The sequence below is a fragment of the Bradyrhizobium sp. T-1 genome (genome assembly GCF_053592855.1).
On sequence record NZ_JBSGOX010000002.1, the window covers coordinates 856,444 to 873,981 of the forward strand.

Below are 17,538 nucleotides of genomic sequence, written 5' to 3' on the forward strand. Positions count from 1 at the left end.
CGGCACGGGGGACTTCGATGCGCAAAGGGCTGTTTTGGCTTAACGACAAGCAGTGGGCTCAGATAGAGCCGCATCTGCCGATGAACCAGACCGGCCCGGCGCGCGATGACGATCGGCGCATCATCAGCGGTATCATTCACATGCTTCAGTGCGGCGCACGCTGGCGCGATTGTCCGCCCGACTACGGTCCTTACACAACGATCTACAATCGGTTCAATCGCTCGGCCAAGCGTGGACATTGGCAGGCGATCTTTGAAGCGCTCGCCCGCTGTGGCAAGGACGGCGTGACTTTATCCATCGACTCCACCTCGATCAAGCGCATCGCTCGGCGAGCGGCGGAAAAGGGGGGGAGCATGAACAAGCGATCGGCCACTCGCGCGGTGGGCGGACCACGAAAATCCATGCGCTGAGCGACCCTGACTGCAGACCTTGCGCATTTCATCTCACTCCAGGCCAGGATGCAGATATAGCCGCAGCGCCGGCCCTTTTGGAACTCGCGCCACCGATGTCTGCCCTCATTGGTGACAAAGGGTACGACGGCGACGGCTTTCGCGCCGAAATCATCGATCGTGGTGCCAAGCCTGTCGGTATCCGCCGGGGCTAAGCCGCGACAGGAGCTTTCACCAATTCCACCGCTTGAGGAGCGTACGCATACGACGAAGGCCGCCTGATTGACGCATGCGCGCGAGCACGGCGAGTTCTACGATGGCGTTGCGTGAAGGTCAGGCGGCTTGCTGATCGGCGGACTTGCCGGCTTGGTGAAGGAGCTTCCATTCCCAGGGCAGCAGTTCGCGCAGACGCGAGGTGGGAAGATCGGCGATCCGGGCGAGGACGTCGGCGAGCCAAGCCTTGGGATCGACGTCGTTGAGGCGACAGGTCGTGATCATCGTCAGCATGATAGCGGCACGGTCGGCGCCACGTTGGCTGCCAGCGAAGGTCCAGTTGCGCCTTCCCAAGGCAATGCCTCTCAATGCACGCTCAGCGCAATTGTTGATCAAGCAGATCCTGCCATCGTCGAGGAAGCGGACGAAGCCGTCCCAGCGCTTGAGCATGTAGTTCATGGGCTTCAGGACCTCGGCGGAGCGGGAGAGGCTTTCTCGCTCGCGGAGCAGCCAGGCGTGCATGTCGTCGAGCAGCGGCTTGCTCCGCTCCTGGCGCACAGCACGCCGCTCGTCGGCACCACGGCCGTTGATGGCGCGCTCGATCTCGAACAGGGCGTCAAGACGCCTGACCGCCTCCAGCGCGATCGGGGAGACCGGTTTGCCCTTGCCTTCCCGGGCGGCTTTCTCGATGTCAGCCAGCTCGAAGAATCCCCGCCGCGCATGGGCCAGGCAAAATGCCGGAGTGATCGGCATTGCTTTCCTTTTTGGATCGAACAACGGCTCGAAGCCGCCATAGCAATCCGCCTGCAGAATGCCGGCGAAGGCGGCCAGATGCATCTGAGGATGTTCGCCCCGTCGGTTGCCCGAGGCATAATAGACCGCCGCCGGCGGCGCAGGCCCGGCGAACGGCCGGTCATCCCGCACATACGTCCAGATCCGGCCGGTCGTGCATTTGCCCTTCGCCAGGATCCGGATGGTGGGGTGAGTAGGCCGGAGGGATTTCACCTCCAGCCTCTCGCAGAACCGGGCGTGAGACTCTCGCCTCACCCGGCTCCCATCAGGCAAGCTTGCCGCCACCGCCGAGTTGCCAATGCACAAAGAGCCTGCGGTTCTCACGCACGATCTTCTCCAGGAAGAGACGCGCGCGTCCTAAACGGTGATGGAAGCGCTTGTACTTTCGCTTCAACCAAATACCTAACGTCTGGTTGATGTAGCGCGCCAACGGATAAAGCGCTGAGCGGGTGTATTGCCCATAATAAGCGATCCTGATCTTCCCTCGAAAAAGTGGACGGGTTAAGCGGCTTTTAGCTCCATTTCGATCGGGGGGATATATCCGATGGCGGAATGGAGCCTGGTTCGGTTGTAGAAGCCCTCGATGAAGGCGAAGATATCGCTCTGGACTTGAGCGCGAGTTGCTGCTGGATCGCCATCGTCAGGGCGGCAGATGCAAGTTCGACCTGCATATGATCCCGCATGGCCCAGCCGACGATCTTTCGGCTGAACAGGTCCATGACGGCCGCCAGATACAGCCAACCTTCAGCGGTCGGAATATAGGTGATATCGGCGAGCCAGACCCGGTTCGGGTCTTCCGCGGTGAAGTCCCGCGCGATCAGGTTCGGTGCGATCGGCAGACCGTGGCGGCTGTCGGTGGTGCGCACACGGCGCGGCGGTGCCATGATGGCGCGAATACCGTACCGACGCATCATCCGTTCAATTCGACCGCGACTGGGACCACGGCCCTGCGCCCGCAGGGCGGCATGGACGCGGGGGCTGCCGTAGCGTCCGCTGCTGTCTTGATGGACCAGCCGGATCGCTGCCCGGAGCGTGGCATTTGATTTTGCCCGCTCGCTCACCGGGCGCTCGCGCCGGGCGTAATAGCCGGCCGGCGAGACCTCGAGCACGGCGCACATCAGGCGGACCGGATAGGTCTCGCGATGGTCTTCGATGAAGCGGAAGCTCATGTCCGGGTTCCGACGAAGATCGCGATCGACTTCCTAAGAAACAGCCGGATTGGCGTCGCCCGGGATGGCCTGCAACACGAAGCCTAGCGATTTCGCCCGGCGCTGTAGGTTGGCGAGGACGCGGCTACGATATTGCTGCTCATATTGGTCGGCGCCAGGATCCTTGTAGCTCATGCCGTGCCGGAGTGTGTTGTAGAATAAAACCGCAATCTTGCGAGCCGTCGCCGTCACCGCCTTCGATTTACCCGCACGTGCTGACAACCGGCGATAGAATGCTCCCAGCGCTGTCTCGCTCCGCCCCACGGTTGTGGCTGCCAAACGCAACAACGCAGCTGCGCGACTTGAAGATCTCCGTGTGCGCGAAGACAGCACCTTGCCGCCGGAGATCTTGTTGCCGGGTGCGAGGCAGAGCCAGGAAGTGAAGTGTTTGGCGCTCGGCCATGCCGTTAGATCGATACCGCACTCGCCAATGAGCTTCAATGCGAGCGACGGACCCAACCCGTGGATCTCAGTCAAATCGACGCCCCGCACTCTGTACAGTGCGGTCCTGACATCGAAGGTGGGGGTGTTGACCTGCTTGGTCTTTACGCGCGGCTTGGCTAGGTTTCCGACCGGTCTTGCTCCTTTGGTGTTCAATGCACTGATCAGGACTTCGAGCTTGCGATCACAGTCGAGCATCTTTGCCTGATAAACGTCGTAGAGCTCCAGTGATTGAGCTAACGCGAAAACATGTTCGTGGCGGTCATTGCCTACGAGCGCTGCGCGGATCGTCTCGATCGATGAGTGGCAGCGCACGTCCCGATAGGTTGCCGGGACGTCGGGATTGCGTTCGCCTGCAACAATGGCTCGGATAATCCGCATGCCGGTCGCGCCGGTGATATCCGACACAACATGATGGAGCTGCAGGTTCATCTCCATCAGAGCCTTTTGCATATGTTGGATATGGGCGGCAGCATATTCCACGAGCCGCTCGCGCTGGCGTAGATAGGCTCGCAACGTTGCGATCTCGGCATCGGGTCGGAAGCTGCCCCGTAACAGGCCATAGGAGTGGAGCTGGCGTAACCAAGCGGCATCGCTGAGATCGGTTTTACGGCCAGGTACATTCTTGGCGTACCGCGCGTTGACCAGAATGACCTCAAACCCGCGCTGTTCTAAGATCTCGTAGACTGGGATCCAATAGACCCCAGTGGATTCCATCGCGACACTGGTCACGCCGCACATCTTGAACCAGTCCGCCAGTTCATGCAGGTCTTGCGTGAATGTGCCGAATGCACGCACTGGCTTGTCGGTGCAGGCCGGGTTTACCGCGGCCATGTGCATCTTTGATCCGATATCGATAGGGCCGCGCCGAGGTTGACCAGCTTTAGGTCCGGGCCGCGGTCGGTTGTCCTGTTAGGCATCGCAACTCCTCCGTCCGATGATGGGCTGGAGGGTCAGGGCTATGCCAATTTGTCATCTTCCTAATCGGGATCGCCGTCGAAACGGCGTCACCACTCTCAAGTCCGCATGCGCCCATGGACCACGTTTTTTAACGGGGACAGCGCCTCCAATAAGCTGACGGCCGCTACCCTCCGAGCTAAAGGATAGCACAAGGCTGTTTCTATTCCGCGCAGGCGCGCCACGACGCTGGACAGTTTTTTAAAATGTCGCGCTCCATGCGCAGCCGTTCGTTCTCCTGACGTAGGCGGGCGATCTCCGAAGCCTGGTCCGCCGGCATCGGCGTCGCCTGCGTGGTGGGTCGCCACGCCGCCGATCCCGGCTCCTGCCGGAGCTTATCTACCCACCGTCGCAGCACCGAATCCCGCAGACCGAGCTCCTTAGCAACCGACCCGATCGAGCGACCGCTCGACGCGACCAGTTCGGCGGCCCGACGCTTGTAATCCTCGGTAAACGACCGACGTTGACGTTCCATTCGACACCTCCGGGCTCAACGAGCCTACTACAGGTGTCCACTCATTCGGAGGAGGTTCAGTGTCCACCTATTTTGGTGGACACCTCATGCATCACGGCACTCAAAAGCAAAAGGTGCGGAGAAATTCGCGCTTACCATAAGACGACCGTTGTCACCGCGTATTGAAGTGTTCGCTGGCGCAGGTCGCAAGCGGTGGCCGGATGAATTGAAGGCACAGATTGCCGCGGAAAGCCTCGAGCTGGGGGCGGTTGTCACAGACGTCGCCCGTCGCCATGGCTGCCGGCCCCAGCATGCGTAATCCGATGCAAGCCGGCCACTGATTGAACGAACCCGCTACGCGGCAGTAGGGGGCAAACCTGCTGAACTGAGGTGTCCTGTCTGAGAGGATGTTGGTCTTCGCACCACCCCTCTCAAGACAGGAGACCCAGATGGCTACGATGAGCCCTCTTCGGCAGCGCATGATCGAGGACATGACGGTCCGCAATCTGTCGCCGTCGACTCAACAATCCTATATCTATGCGATCGCAAAGTTTAGCCGCCATTTCGGCTATGCCCCGGACCGGTTGAGTTTCGAGCAGGTCCGCGCCTACCAACTACATCTCATCGGCCAAAAGCGCTCGTGGTCCCACATCAATCAGGTGGCCTGCGCGCTGCGGTTCTTCTACGGCGTCACACTCGGGCAGACGGAGGCATTCGAGCGGATCATTGGTGGCCAGAAGCCCGACAAGCTCCCGCTCGTGCTTAGTGCCGAAGAGATCGAGCGCTTCCTGGACGCGGTTACAGGGGTGCGCAATCGCGTCGTGCTGGCGACGGCTTATGCGGCTGGCTTACGGGTTAGTGAAGTCGTCCGCCTGAAGGTGAGCTCGATCGACAGCAAGCGAATGTTGATCCACATCGAGAACGGTAAGGGCGGCAGGGATCGTTACGCGATGCTTTCTCCGCGACTGCTGGAGATTCTGCGTACGTACTGGATGCGAGCCCGACCGGGGCTGTGGCTATTTCCAGGCCAAGACCCAAGTGAACATGTCAGCGTCCGCTGCGTCCAGGCGGCCTGCCGCGCCGCCCGCCGCCGCGCTCGGCTTGCCAAGCCGATTACTGTCCATACGCTCCGGCACTCGTTTGCGACCCATCTCCTGGAAAGCGGGATCGACATTCGCATCATTCAAGTTCTGCTCGGACATGCCGACCTGGGATCGACCGCGCGCTACGCTCAGGTTGCGACCAACCTGCTCGCCCGCACGACCAGCCCATTCGATGGACTCTCCGTCAGGGTGATCCCACCCGACTGAGCTGCGCATATGCGCCCCGTGCTCGAGGTGGCGGACATCCTCCGCCGCCACGGCGGCGCCTTCCGTGCCGCGCAGGGTCCTCGGCTGTCCTCCGATCAGCGCCGTGTGATGGCGGCCATCGAGGCGTGTCGCACAGCGACGCTCGGCGGCCACGTCGAGCGGTGCGACGACTGCGGCCTGGTCCGCGTCGCCTATAACAGCTGTCGCGATCGGCACTGTCCAAAGTGCCAAGCGCTCGCGCGCGCCCAATGGCTCGCCGAGCGCCAGGCCGACCTGCTGCCGGTCCCCTATTTCCATGTCGTCTTCACCGTGCCGGCGCCGGTGGCCGCCATCGCGCTGCAGAACAAGACGGCGGTCTACGACATCCTGCTCAAGGCAGCAGCCGAGACGATCCGTCTCATCAGCGCCGACCCGAAGCATCTCGGTGCCGAGACCGGGATGATCGCCATTCTCCATACCTGGGGCCAGACCCTGACGCATCATCCGCATGCCCATTGCCTCGTGCCAGGCGGCGGGATCGCCCCTGATGGAAGCTGGGTTCATTGTCGCCCCGGCTTCTTCCTTCCCGTTCGCGTCCTGTCACGATTGTATCGTCGGCTGTTCCTGGAGCGCCTGCAGGCGGCGTTCAATGGCACCAAGCTCCAGTTCTTCGGCCATCTCGCGCACCTCGTCGAGCCAGCGGCATTCGCCCGCCATCTAACCGCCCTCCGCAAGGTCGAGTGGGTCGTCTACGCCAAGCGTCCCTTCGGCGGACCAGAACAGGTTCTGGCCTATCTCGGGCGCTACACCCATCGCGTTGCAATCGCCAACGGCCGGCTCCTTACCTGTGACCAGGGCCACGTCCGCTTCCGGTGGAAGGATTATCGCGCTGGCAACAGATCCAAAGTGATGACGCTCGACACTGAGGAGTTCCTTCGTCGCTTTCTGCTCCACGTATTGCCGAAGGGGTTTCGCCGCATCCGTCATTTTGGCTTCCTGGCGAACGCCTGCCGCGTCGCCAAACTCGCGCGCATCCGAGCGGCGCTAAAGGCGCCAGAGCCGCCTCCGCCTGCCGAAGCTGTCGACTATCGTGAGCGCTGCGCCATCCTCATTGGTCACCGCCTCGACTTGTGCCCCATCTGCGGAGGCCGCATGGTCGAGATTGGGCCTGTGCCGCGTGCGCAAACGCCGCGACGCGCAGCACCTCGCTGCGATACATCATGACCGACTACCTCGACTTGTTCGCTCCCACTGCAGGCATCGCCATGCCGACGTTCTCCGTCGGAACGATCAAGCACGCTCACAACGCGCGGCGAACGGGCGATAGTCAGCCGCTTGGGCTTGACGCGCCGTTCGACGCTATCGACGCCGGCATCCTCTGCTGCCAATATCAACGGCAATCTGCGGCCACACTCGCTCGCGGGCCCGACATCGGGTCAATCGCGCCTACCGGCGCCTAGATCGAGCCCCCATAGGTCCTCGCTCACAAGACGCGGCTTCGTTCAATCCAGCTTCAAATAGGTCCCGCGCTGGACTTGCGGCGAGATCTGCGACGCGGGACCTATTTGAACCCTCCAGTATTCCGACGCAATCCGGCCACCGATTCCGACGGAAGTCGGCCACCCATTCCGATCGAAGCCGGCCACCCTGTTGAGACCGCCTGACGCTCTCGAAGACGGCGATCGAATCGCGGACCAGCCCACCTTTGCGACCAAGCAAGGGAAGGTCTGATGCCCGCCGAGAGAGCGCCGATGCGGAAGGTTCGAGAAGTTTTGAGACTGCGGCACGCCCTTGGCGTGAGCGAGCGGCAGATCGCCGTCACGGTCGGCATCAGCCGATCGACGGTTGGCGAGTATCTGCGGCGGGCTGCCGTGATCGGCATCACCTGGCCGGTGCCGGAAGGGATGGACGACGGCGAACTCGAGCGCCGGCTGTTCACGCCGCCGACATTCGAGGAGAAGCCGGCGCGGCCGTTGCCCGACTGGAAGGCGGTGCACCGGGAGCTGAAGCGGCGCAGCGTGACGTTGCTCCTGTTGTGGGAGGAATATCGCGCGGAGCACGCCGACGGCTATGGCTACAGCCGGTTTTGCGATCTCTACCGGGAATGGAGCGAGGCGATCTCGCCGACCATGCGGCAGACGCATGGGCCTGGAGAGAAGCTGTTCGTCGACTTCGCGGGCGACACGGTGCCGGTGTTCGACGCCGCGACCGGCGCGCAGCGGCTGGCCCATGTCTTCGTCGCGGTGCTAGGAGCATCCAACTACACCTTTGCCGAGGCGCGTTGGTCGGAAGGGCTGGCCGACTGGATCGGGCTGCACGCCAATACGTTGCGCGCGATCGGCGGCGTGCCGAAGGCGATCGTCTGCGACAATCTGAAGGCCGGCGTCACCGCCACCTGTCGCTATGAGCCGGGCATCAACCGCACCTACCAGGAGCTGGCCGAGCACTACGGCACCGCGATCCTGCCCACGCGTCCGCGCAAACCACGCGACAAGGCGAAGGTGGAAGTGGCGGTGCAGATCGTCCAGCGGTTTGTGCTGGCGCGGCTGCGGAACCGGCGCTTCTTCTCGCTTGACGAACTCAACGGGGCCATCCGCAAGGCGATCGCGGACCTCAACGACTCTTATGCAGAGTCTTGTCTGATAAAATAGCTGCGACCGATAGTGGCTCGTGCCACGGCTCTGTGCGTTACGGACCTCCTCTGCGAGCGGGGCGGTAGGAGGGTGTCCGGAACGATGTGTAAGGAGGTTTCTGTGAGTTTACCTTAATTGGAGACTCACATGACCACCGATACGACGATTACCCCTGAACTGCTGGACCAGCTTCTTGCGAACTACAGCAAGCCCGAAAACCTGACCGGCGAGAATGGGCTGTTCAAGCAGCTCAAGAAGGCCTTGATCGAGCGCGCACTTGGAGCCGAGCTGACCGAGCATTTGGGCTACGAGAAGGGTGATCCTGCCGGCCGGGGCTCAGGCAACAGCCGCAACGGGACAAGCTCGAAGACGATCCTGACGGAGGATGGCGAGATCGAGATTACCGTGCCTCGCGATCGGGCCGGCAGCTTCGAGCCGCAGTTGACCGCCAAGGGGCAGACCCGGTTCGATGGTTTCGACGACAAGATCCTGAGCCTCTATGCCCGCGGCATGACGGTGCGGGAGATCCAGGGCCACCTGGCCGAGCTCTAAGGCGCCGAGGTCTCGCCCGATCTCATTAGCCGGGTGGCCGACGCCGTCCTCGATGAGGTCCGGGAATGCCAGAGCCGGCCGCTCGACGCCGTGTACCCAATCGTCTTTTTTGACGCGCTGCGGGTCAAGATACGCGACGAAGGGCTGGTCAAGAACAAGGCGGTCTACGTTGCGCTCGCCTACAATGCCGATGGCGAGAAGGACGCTCGGGCTCTGGATCGAGCAGACCGAGGGCGCCAAATTCTGGCTGCGGGTCGTCAACGAACTCAAGGCGCGCGGCGTCAACGATATCCTGATTGCCGTCGTCGACGAGCTGAAGGGGTTTCCCGAGGCGATCACATCGGTCTACCCGCAGACGCTGGTGCAGACCTGCATCGTGCACCTGATCCGTAACAGCCTTGCCTTCGTCTCCTGGAAGGACCGCAAGGCGATCCTGCCCTCGAAAGGCGATCTATCGGGCTGAGAGTGCCGACGCGGCGGCGCTGAGGCTTGCCGAGTTCGAGGCCGAATGGGGCAAGCGCTATCCCGCCATTGGCCAGATCTGGCGCAAAGCGTGGGAGCACGTAGTGCCGTTCTTCGCCTTCGCGCCTGGCATCCGAAAGATGATCTACACGACAAACGGGGTCGAGGCGCTACATCGTTCGCTGCGCAAGATCATCAAGACCCGCGGCAGCTTCCCGACCGACGAGGCGGCGCTCAAGCTGTTGTATCTCGCCCTCAGGAACGCTGGCGTTTATTGGCGGCGACCGGTTGAATGGACTGCCGCGATGGGGCAGTTCGCCATCCACTTCGGCGCGCGGTTTCCCGGAACAGCGCGCTGATGATCACAACCGACATCACGGCGCCGACCATGATCGTTTGGACCGAACCTTCGCCGTCAAGCCCCGCGCCTGCGGCGCGCCGCTGCGCGGCTTCGGGGCTTGACCGCTCGGTCCGGCCAAGCAGAATTATCGGCCATGCCGTCGATGCCAGCTTTCAATGTCTCAAACGCAAAACCCACCTTCACAGAAATCGCTTACACAAAACTTCGGACATTCCCGGCGGTAGCGGCTGCGACAACATCATCAAACTAGCCACTGACATTTATCGTGACCTCGCCCCCAAGTGTTATCCAGTCCTGAGTTCAGGTGCTCCGGGAAGGTCTGGCCACTCGGCGCGTCTTCCGACGCTTTCGCACGGGCGACCGCGAGCTCGGCGGCGATCTCCGTACCCTTAGCGCGCTCGGCTGCCGGCGCCGCCTTCAGGGCGGCAACGTCATCCGGAGCGGCGTCGCGATCCGCATTCATGCGACGCAGTGAATCACAGATTGAATGCATTGGGACTCCCAAATGTCGGCAATATGAGGATTTTCCTGGATTAGCCCCCGCTCTGCGGCCGCCAGCTCAGTTGGGGAGTCCACCAGTCGATGCCCTCGAGCATGTAAGCCATTTGCGCTGCCGAGATCGACACCGCGCCGACCGACGTCGACGGCCAGATGAACCTGCCGTGATCCAGGCGCTTGGCATAGAGCGACATGCCCAAGCCGTCATGCGAGAGAATCTTGACCAGAAGGCCGCGGCGGCCCCATAAGATATAGAGATCGCCGGCATGGGGATCGCGCTCCAAGCTTTCCTGAACCGCAAGCGCCAAACTTTGCATGGCCCGACGCATGTCGGTGTGGCCAGTCGCGATCCATACCCTGACGCCGCTCGGGAGCGGGATCATCGTCGTCGCAGAAGCTCAAAAACCCGCTGCAGCTCGTCGCGATCAACGCGAACACGACAGCCGCCGCTAAGCTCGATCTCGATGATTCCAGCCGTTGCGCGTTGCTTAGGAGGCGAAGACGCCAGTTGCGACGTGCTGATCGATGCCGGTGCACGTGTGATCTCGACAGGAACCAGAGCTGGCACCGCATCACCGCCCAGGCGGCTTGGCGCGCCTGCCGGAACAGCAAGCTATGCGAGGCACTGATTGCGCAGCAGAAGTTGCAGATCGCCAAGCTAAAGCGTCAGATCTGACGCCACCGGGGACGAGCTGGCGGCGGAAGAGGCTGTGGCAAACCGACGACGGTGCGCGGATTTACCCGCAAGCGCAGTTGGCGCTGACGTTCGAAGAGCTGGAAGTCGTGAGCCACCCCATGCCGGCGCGCGACGCCGCAGACCGTCTCGCCGGCCTGCAAACGTCTCCTCGACAGACGGACCTTCTCGTCGTAACTCCATCGCCGCCGACGCTCGGCACCCAACACATTGACCTGCATCCGCACGTGCTGACCTTGCCCCAAGTTTTATCCAGCCCTGAGTTCGCCCCGGTCGTTGGATTTGCCCAGTTGGGGGAGCGACGGGAGCTGGCGCAGAGCCTTCGGCATAACGCACAGCGCCAGATCCCGTCGCGGATGGCAGGTGTCGGCGAACTCGGACGGCGTTTTCCATCCGAGCTGAGAGTGTGGTCGTGCGTCGTTGTAGTGGGCCCGCCCGCATCCGAGCGCGACGAGGGCCTGCGCCAGTGACGTGAACAGCGTCTCGTTGAGCAGTTCGTCCCGCAGCCGGCCATTGAAGCGCTCGATGAACGCATTCTGCATGGGCTTGCCCGGCGCGATGTAATGCCAACCGACGGGGCTTTGATCGGCCCATGTCAGGATGGCGTTGCTGGTGAGCTCGGTGCCGTTGTCGCTGACCACCATCCTGGGCTCGCCGCGCTCGAACATCAGCCGGTCCAGTTCCCGCGCCACGCGGATGCCGGAGAGCGAGGTATCGGCGACTAGCGCCAAGCACTCGCGGGTGCAGTCATCGACCACGGTGAGGACGCTGAAGCGGCGGCCGCAGGTCAGCTGATCCGACACGAAGTCGAGCAACCAGCGATCGTTGCGGGCCATCGGCACCGTCATTGGCGCCCGGGTCCCAAGGGCGGCCCGCTTGCGGCCGCCGCGGCGGCGTACCGCAAGCCTCTCTTCCCCGGAACAGCTTCTTGTGGTTTGACCAGGTAGCCCTCCCGGTTGAGCAGCACGTGCAGGCGCCGACAAACAAAAACGACGGCGTTCGTGGGCGATCGCCCGCATGCGCTGCCGTAGGACGGCATCGTCCGCCCGGATTGTCAGATATCTGATGGTCATGCGGCAGCAGCCGATGGCTTTACACGCCCGCCGTTCGCTCATCCCGTGGGCAACCATGAGATACGCGACAGCTTTCCGCTTGCCCGCGGGCGTCACCATTAATGGGATGGACCGCCCCGTCCTCCTCCCTCATCATAGGAAGGGCAGACTAAAGAGGAGAGTATCATGGCCGATCGCAATTTGCCGCGACCCGCGGCTGTCTATGGAATCGACATTGGCAAGAACCTATTCCACGTCGTTGGCCTGAGCTGCGACGGCACACCTGTTCAGAAATTTCGCTTTCGAGGGGACACCCTTCTTCAGTTCTTTGCGCGCGCACAACCAAGCATAGTTGGCATGGAATCCTGCGTCGGTCCACAGTGGCTCGCCCGGAAGATACAGGCACTTGGTCACAAGGTGCGCCTGATCCCCGTGCAATTCGTGAAGCCCTACGTGAAGTCAAACAAGAACGATATCATCGACGCCGAGGCGATCGCTGAGGCCGCTACGCGACCGACAATGCGCTTCGTTGCCGTGAAGGAGGAGGACCAAGTGGATCTTCAAGCGCGTTTCCTTCGTCATTCAAACGCGCGGCAACTCGAGATTGAATATTCCGGCACCCTGACGCAAAGGTACACCGTACTCGAGGCAGAAAGCCCGCGTCTGATTGATCAGGCGTGTCCTCGAGCCGACCATCTGGCACGGATTCGCGATGCAGCGCTTCCAGTTGCATAAATGTATCCGGCCTCTCGCGAGTGGACTGCTGTTGCAGCCACGCCATGATGAGATCCGCGCACGCCGTTCCCAATAAATAGTTCGGGCAGGAAGCCCGCTTTTTTGCACAGGGCTTACGGCATGTTGATCCACTGTTTCGTCATCACTGTTCCCGAGCCTTGCAATCGAAGCCAGAAGCGTCAGGCAAGGCAGGATCTCTGCGTTCGTAGAGTGCTCCGGGCTTGTTCAAGACCACCCACACAATGCGGGCCATCTTGGCGGCTAGAGCGACAACGGCCTTGTTCGGATGCATCCGAGCCTGGAGCCCGTCGAGCCAGCTTCCTAGGCGATCGCGCGTCCGGTCCAAATGCCGGAAGCAGGATCGCGCGCCCTGCACCAAAAGCTTTCTCAGATAACGGTTGCCGCGTTTGCTGACGCCAAGCAACGTCTGTTTTCCGCCGCTCGAGTATTGCCTGGGCACTAACCCCAGCCAGGCAGCAAGGTCGCGGGCCTTGCGAAACTGCAGCCCATCACCGATCGCGGCAAGTACGGCGGTCGCACCCAATGCGCCGATACCAGGAATTGTCATCAGCCGGCGGGTGACGTCCTCTCGATCGGCAACCGCTTCGATCTCCTGTGTCAATTCGCGGATCCGTTCTTCGAGGCGGCGGAGATCGGCGAAGCGAGCGCCCACCAGGCGACGCATCACTGGCGACAAATCGGCGCACCGCTGGATCATCGTCTCTATCACGTCCGTTTGGCCTATTGCGGGTTCGCGCACGCCCACGTCGTGCTTGGCGGTGAGAGCTTCGTTGCCCTGGCCGAAGGCCTGCAGAATGCCCTCTGGTCGCTCGGTGGGGCGCCGCGGGAGCATCGGACCGACAGCCTGTCGGCCGCATTCCGCAATCTCGATTGCCATGCTCGGGATGATCTGACGCAGCGATACGAGGCCCTTTGTGCCCATTACGGCATGGGGCATTCCCGCAACAATCGAGGCGTTGCTCACGAGAATGATTCGATCGAAGGGCCCCACGGTCATCTGAAGCGAGCAATCGCGGATGCCTTGCTGCTGCGCGGAACTGTCGACTTCGACGATCTTGCCACCTATCGCGGCTTCATCGACGAGATCGTCAGCCGCCGCAATGCCCGCAACGCCAAGCGGATCGATAGCGAGCGCGTGGTGTTGCAGGAGCTGCCCGATCGGCGCACCTCCGACTACGAAGAGGTGATCGTCCGCGTGACATCGTCCGGCGGCTTCACCCTGCGCAAGGTGTTCTACACGGTGCCATCGCGCCTGATCGGTCACCGGCTGCGGGTGCGCCTTTACGATGATCGTCTCGAGATTATCGGCACGTGATCCATTCCCTGCGGCGCAAGCCGATGGCGCTTCTCAATCTGGTCTACCGAGATCGGCTGTTCCCGCGCGATGCCTATTGGAAGACCTTCGATCGGTTGCGCGAACGCTTGCCGGACAAAAAAGCCTGCCGGATCATGGTCGATCTCCTCGCGCTCGCTCATGAACGCGGCTGCGAGACCGAACTCGCCGATCAGCTCACCGCCGACCTCGAGGCCGGCCGACTGCCTGAACCTAACCGGCTGCGCGCTCACTTCGCTCCTGACCCGCCCACCTGCCGAACGTCGTGGTGCAGCTCGCACCCCCTTGCCACCTACGAATGCCTCATCGGTACTGCCGAGATCGGAGGTGCCGCATGAGCGTAGCCAATACCGTTGATACCGCGCGCCTCAATCTGTTGCTCAACGAGCTCCGCCTCCCGGCCATCAAGGTGCTGTGGGCGCAATTTGCCGAGCAGTCCGACAAGGAAGGTTGGCCAGCGGCCCGCTTCCTCGCCACCATTGCCGAGCACGAGATCGCCGAACGCGGTCGCCGGCTCACCGAGCGCCATCTCGTCGAGGCGCGGCTGTCTGCTGGGAAGACCTTCGGCGGCTTCGACTTCGAGGCCGTGCCGATGATCTCCAAGGCGCAGGTGATGGCGCTCGCCGCCGGTGACAGCTGGTTGGGTAAGGGTGCCAATTTGCTCCTGTTCGGGCCGCCCGAGTCCGATTCATACTGCCCACCTCGTTATGCCATTATAGTTCAAGCTCTCTTTGGCGGAGATCGCCAGACGACGGGCGCCGGAAGCGCCGCGCCTGCGCGGCGTTCCTGACCTCGGGGTGCTCCAGATCAGGCGCCTTGATCACCCAGGGTGCGCCCTTGCACAGCTGGTGCGCGGGCAAGCTTCGCTCCGCGATCAGACGGCGAACCGTCGATGGGCTGACCGTCAACGCAGCGGCGGCTTCATCCAGAGTAATTTCTCCTCTCTCCATGCGTTCGCCTTCCCGGTAGGGTGCGATAGCTTGCTGGTTGCGCAAGTGACGAACGCGGGCGCGGGTCCAGCTGTTACCGTGCCCCGTCGACTTGCCGCTCGGTCGAGGACCGCCGCGATCGTGCCGTCGGGCATCTGGCGTGCCAGAACACGCAGGAGATCGATGACATCTGCGGATGTGCTCCAGCGGTGTTGGCCCGTGCGGTTCTTTCTGGTCTCTAGCGCTGTGTGATCGCCGCCCTGCCAGTGGATCACAAGCTCAATTGCCGCATCGCCGACGCATACAACGATTTCGTGGATTAAGGTTCGGATGATCCCCTTGCGCGTGGCAGGCGTCGCCCCAGGACTGTTCCAGGCCCGCTCCAAATCGGAGCCAAGCGCAAGCAGCCGCTCGCGATCCGCCTCGCTCAGAGGACTCTCCGGCTTGGCCAACAGTGCACCGCGCTCTTCCTCGAGCGCGCGGACGGCCAGCAGACGTTCATTCCAACGTCGCTCCAGCTCGCCGGCGACCAGGCGATTGTCGGGATCGACAGCCTCATATCGCCGACGAGCCCGAGTGGCCTCATAGCGCGCTTGCTCACGCTTGGGCAGGCGTATCTCGCTGTGAACGCCGCCAACCCAGTGGACGACGAGGACGATCTCGGAGGCCGCATCATCGATATCGGCTACGACCTCATGGATGAGGGTGCGCACAATGCGCTTCTTGAGGCGAGCATCCGTCGTCGGCGCATCCCAGACCGTTCTGAGGTTCGAGGCCAGAACGCCGAGCGAGGCTGGATCAGCAATGGGGGCAGGCATCGCCGCATTATGCGTGGCGATTTTGCCCTCGACCTCCGCTGCGTGAGCGAGCGTCCTGTTCCAGCGCGCTCCAAGCTCGCCCGCCACCAGCCGGCTCGCGGGGTCAGCGGCATCGTATTGCCGGAAAAGCCTGGTCGGCGGCATAGCGCGCCGCTTCGAGATCGCGACTGAGAGCATCGCGCACCTGATCGCGCCGTTCCCCTGGCTTCCTTGGCGGCAGCGGTTGCGGCGGCGATAGCGCCCGGACCGATGACGCCAAGCAGTGCTTCCTCGATTGCATCATCGACGGGCAGTCCGCCGAAGCCGATGCAGTGAGGGCCGCCATTGTCCATCCAGGCGCGGCTACAGCTATAGCGCGGGATATGGTGGTTCATGCCGGAGTACCGGAGTGTGAGCTTGCGACCGCAGCGCTTGCACCGGATCAGACCGGCCAGCAGCGCGTCACCATGCTTGGGCGCGCCGTGATGCCGACCGGTGGGAGCGTTGCTGCTGACCATGGTGCGGATCGCCTCGAACCTCTCCCAGCTCACATACCCGTCGTGGGTGTTGGGCTTCAGCGCCAGCCATTCGCTCCGCGCCTGCGGCGGATCTTCACGCTCACACCCACGGCGCTGTATCCCGCCGCGACAGCCGTCTTACCATAGGCATAGGCGCCGCCGTAGACCGGGTTCTCAATGATCCGGTGGATGGCGGAGTAGCTCGGTCGCCGCCAGGCCGTTGCGCCGTTGGTCCGCTTCACCGGCAGATCGAGATTGTACTCGTGGAGCCAGCAGAACGGTCGCGCGCTGCCGAGTTCCTCGACCTTGTCGAACACCAGCTTGATCGCTCCTGGACACGCCGATCCGGATCTTTCTCATAACGGTCGCCGGCCTTCACGAAGCCGACGGGCGCTGCCACAACCAACTCGCCCCGGCGCGCCTTCTCGTAGCGGGCCGAGAGCGAGCGCTGGCGCAACAGATCCAGCTCGTACTCGTTGAGGCTGCCCTTGAGCCCGAGCAACAGGCGATCGTTACCGTGCCTTGGCGCGTAGATCGTCTCCTGATCGATCAGAACGGTATCGACCACGCGGCACATCTCGATGAGTTGCTGCCAATCCCGTCTGTTGCGAGCGAAGCGCGAGACTTCGCGGGCGCAAACCGCACCAACTTTACCGAGGCAAACCTCCGCTACCATCCGCTCGAAGCCGGCGCGTTGTACGCCGCCGGCGGCTGAGCGACCGAGATCATCATCGATCACTTCAACCTCTGACCATCCGAGTGCCGTCAGTCGGTCCCGCATGGCGTATTGCAACGCGCCGCTCTCGCGATTGTGTAGCACCTGATGTGCTGAGGATTGACGCACGTAAAGTATCCCCTTCTCCAGATGATGAGGCCTGACCTTGTCAGAGATCATGACCGACCTCCTTCGCGCGCGGCGTCGCTGTCGTCGCGGCATGGTCGAGGATCAACTGCGTCATCAGACTCGTAAGGGCCGCCTGCGCTTCCGCCGGAAGCTCCGACCATGTGGGCGCACCGGTGGCGCCGCTCGACAGGCCGCTCCCGAACAGATCCATCTGCTGCGGCCGCGGTTGTTGATTGTGTCGGTATCCGCTCCCTGGCATTGCCGTCTGGCGTGACATGAGTCGCTCCCCGATTCTGACCGTGAGAGCCTCTGGATGCGCCAGAAAGCAGGGCAGCTGATGGCGTTCGATCCTTCAACGCCAGATCG

The 17,538-nt window shown here is 62.6% G+C and carries 11 protein-coding genes and 11 pseudogenes; 10 read left to right on the top strand and 12 right to left on the bottom strand.

The window, feature by feature from the left end:
• Window positions 1-17: 17 nt before the first annotated feature.
• Window positions 18-586, top strand: a pseudogene (locus ACWAT4_RS43365) (IS5 family transposase); the annotation flags it as partial.
• Window positions 587-722: 136 nt separating this feature from the next.
• On the opposite strand, the pseudogene tnpC reads toward ACWAT4_RS43365, so the two are convergent.
• From tnpC to ACWAT4_RS43390, 5 genes and pseudogenes are all read right to left on the bottom strand, one after another.
• Window positions 723-1,580: pseudogene (gene tnpC, locus ACWAT4_RS43370) on the bottom strand (IS66 family transposase); the annotation flags it as partial.
• A 79-nt stretch (window positions 1,581-1,659) separates the two neighbouring features.
• Window positions 1,660-1,824: a hypothetical protein gene (locus ACWAT4_RS43375; protein WP_164934318.1), complete on the bottom strand. Its 165-nt coding sequence runs from the start codon at window positions 1,822-1,824 to the stop codon at window positions 1,660-1,662.
• Between the two features lie 82 nt (window positions 1,825-1,906).
• Window positions 1,907-2,566 (bottom strand): annotated as a pseudogene (locus tag ACWAT4_RS43380) (IS3 family transposase); the annotation flags it as partial.
• Between the two features lie 30 nt (window positions 2,567-2,596).
• Window positions 2,597-3,901 (bottom strand): IS110 family RNA-guided transposase, encoded by a 1,305-nt coding sequence (locus ACWAT4_RS43385; RefSeq protein WP_128929864.1) that lies wholly within the window; start codon window positions 3,899-3,901, stop codon window positions 2,597-2,599.
• 262 nt (window positions 3,902-4,163) lie between these two features.
• A complete protein-coding gene (locus ACWAT4_RS43390) occupies window positions 4,164-4,475 on the bottom strand; it encodes a transposase (protein WP_128929863.1) in 312 nt (103 codons plus the stop codon).
• Between the two features lie 166 nt (window positions 4,476-4,641).
• On the opposite strand from ACWAT4_RS43390, the gene ACWAT4_RS43395 reads away from it, so the two are divergent.
• The 6 genes and pseudogenes from ACWAT4_RS43395 (at window position 4,642) to ACWAT4_RS43420 (ending at window position 9,749) form a co-directional block, all read left to right on the top strand.
• Window positions 4,642-4,773 carry a transposase gene (locus ACWAT4_RS43395; RefSeq protein ID WP_371746382.1) on the top strand — a complete coding sequence of 44 codons (132 nt, stop codon included), beginning with the start codon at window positions 4,642-4,644 and terminating at the stop codon, window positions 4,771-4,773.
• A 130-nt stretch (window positions 4,774-4,903) separates the two neighbouring features.
• Window positions 4,904-5,764: a tyrosine-type recombinase/integrase gene (locus ACWAT4_RS43400; RefSeq protein WP_164935788.1), complete on the top strand. Its 861-nt coding sequence runs from the start codon at window positions 4,904-4,906 to the stop codon at window positions 5,762-5,764.
• A gap of 9 nt (window positions 5,765-5,773) precedes the next feature.
• On the top strand, window positions 5,774-6,967 hold the full coding sequence (locus ACWAT4_RS43405) for an IS91 family transposase (protein ID WP_128929833.1): 1,194 nt from the start codon (window positions 5,774-5,776) through the stop codon (window positions 6,965-6,967).
• Window positions 6,964-7,203 (top strand): hypothetical protein, encoded by a 240-nt coding sequence (locus ACWAT4_RS43410; protein WP_128929832.1) that lies wholly within the window; start codon window positions 6,964-6,966, stop codon window positions 7,201-7,203. The genes ACWAT4_RS43405 and ACWAT4_RS43410 overlap by 4 nt, the downstream gene beginning before the upstream one ends.
• A 291-nt stretch (window positions 7,204-7,494) precedes the next feature.
• Window positions 7,495-8,394: an IS21 family transposase gene (gene istA, locus ACWAT4_RS43415; RefSeq protein WP_164934314.1), complete on the top strand. Its 900-nt coding sequence runs from the start codon at window positions 7,495-7,497 to the stop codon at window positions 8,392-8,394.
• Between the two features lie 129 nt (window positions 8,395-8,523).
• Window positions 8,524-9,749, top strand: a pseudogene (locus tag ACWAT4_RS43420) (IS256 family transposase).
• A gap of 535 nt (window positions 9,750-10,284) precedes the next feature.
• On the opposite strand, the gene tnpB reads toward ACWAT4_RS43420, so the two are convergent.
• The 3 genes and pseudogenes from tnpB to ACWAT4_RS43435 form a co-directional block, all read right to left on the bottom strand.
• Window positions 10,285-10,632 carry an IS66 family insertion sequence element accessory protein TnpB gene (tnpB, locus tag ACWAT4_RS43425; protein ID WP_128929859.1) on the bottom strand — a complete coding sequence of 116 codons (348 nt, stop codon included), beginning with the start codon at window positions 10,630-10,632 and terminating at the stop codon, window positions 10,285-10,287.
• 430 nt (window positions 10,633-11,062) lie between these two features.
• A pseudogene (locus ACWAT4_RS43430) lies at window positions 11,063-11,164 on the bottom strand (hypothetical protein); the annotation flags it as partial.
• Between the two features lie 27 nt (window positions 11,165-11,191).
• Window positions 11,192-12,115: pseudogene (locus ACWAT4_RS43435) on the bottom strand (IS3 family transposase); the annotation flags it as partial.
• A gap of 66 nt (window positions 12,116-12,181) precedes the next feature.
• Between ACWAT4_RS43435 and ACWAT4_RS43440 the strand changes: the two are divergent.
• Window positions 12,182-12,559: pseudogene (locus ACWAT4_RS43440) on the top strand (IS110 family transposase); the annotation flags it as partial.
• Between the two features lie 313 nt (window positions 12,560-12,872).
• On the opposite strand, the pseudogene ACWAT4_RS43445 reads toward ACWAT4_RS43440, so the two are convergent.
• Window positions 12,873-13,430 (bottom strand): annotated as a pseudogene (locus ACWAT4_RS43445) (IS110 family RNA-guided transposase); the annotation flags it as partial.
• Here ACWAT4_RS43445 and ACWAT4_RS43450 point away from each other — a divergent pair.
• Both ACWAT4_RS43450 and ACWAT4_RS43455 read left to right on the top strand, forming a co-directional pair.
• Window positions 13,431-14,422: pseudogene (locus tag ACWAT4_RS43450) on the top strand (IS21 family transposase); the annotation flags it as partial. It abuts the pseudogene before it with no gap.
• Window positions 14,419-14,763, top strand: a pseudogene (locus ACWAT4_RS43455) (ATP-binding protein); the annotation flags it as partial. The pseudogenes ACWAT4_RS43450 and ACWAT4_RS43455, both read left to right, overlap by 4 nt.
• Before the next feature lie 34 nt (window positions 14,764-14,797).
• Here the strand turns inward: ACWAT4_RS43455 and ACWAT4_RS43460 are convergent.
• The 3 genes and pseudogenes from ACWAT4_RS43460 to ACWAT4_RS43470 all read right to left on the bottom strand — a co-directional run bounded on the left by ACWAT4_RS43460 (window position 14,798) and on the right by ACWAT4_RS43470 (window position 17,449).
• Entirely contained in the window at window positions 14,798-15,034 is a 237-nt protein-coding gene (locus ACWAT4_RS43460; protein WP_232995628.1) for a helix-turn-helix domain-containing protein, read from the bottom strand.
• Window positions 14,989-17,223, bottom strand: a pseudogene (locus ACWAT4_RS43465) (recombinase family protein). Before ACWAT4_RS43465 ends, ACWAT4_RS43460 begins: the two are co-directional and overlap by 46 nt.
• Window positions 17,213-17,449 (bottom strand): hypothetical protein, encoded by a 237-nt coding sequence (locus tag ACWAT4_RS43470; RefSeq protein WP_210326194.1) that lies wholly within the window; start codon window positions 17,447-17,449, stop codon window positions 17,213-17,215. Before ACWAT4_RS43470 ends, ACWAT4_RS43465 begins: the two are co-directional and overlap by 11 nt.
• Window positions 17,450-17,538: the final 89 nt, after the last annotated feature.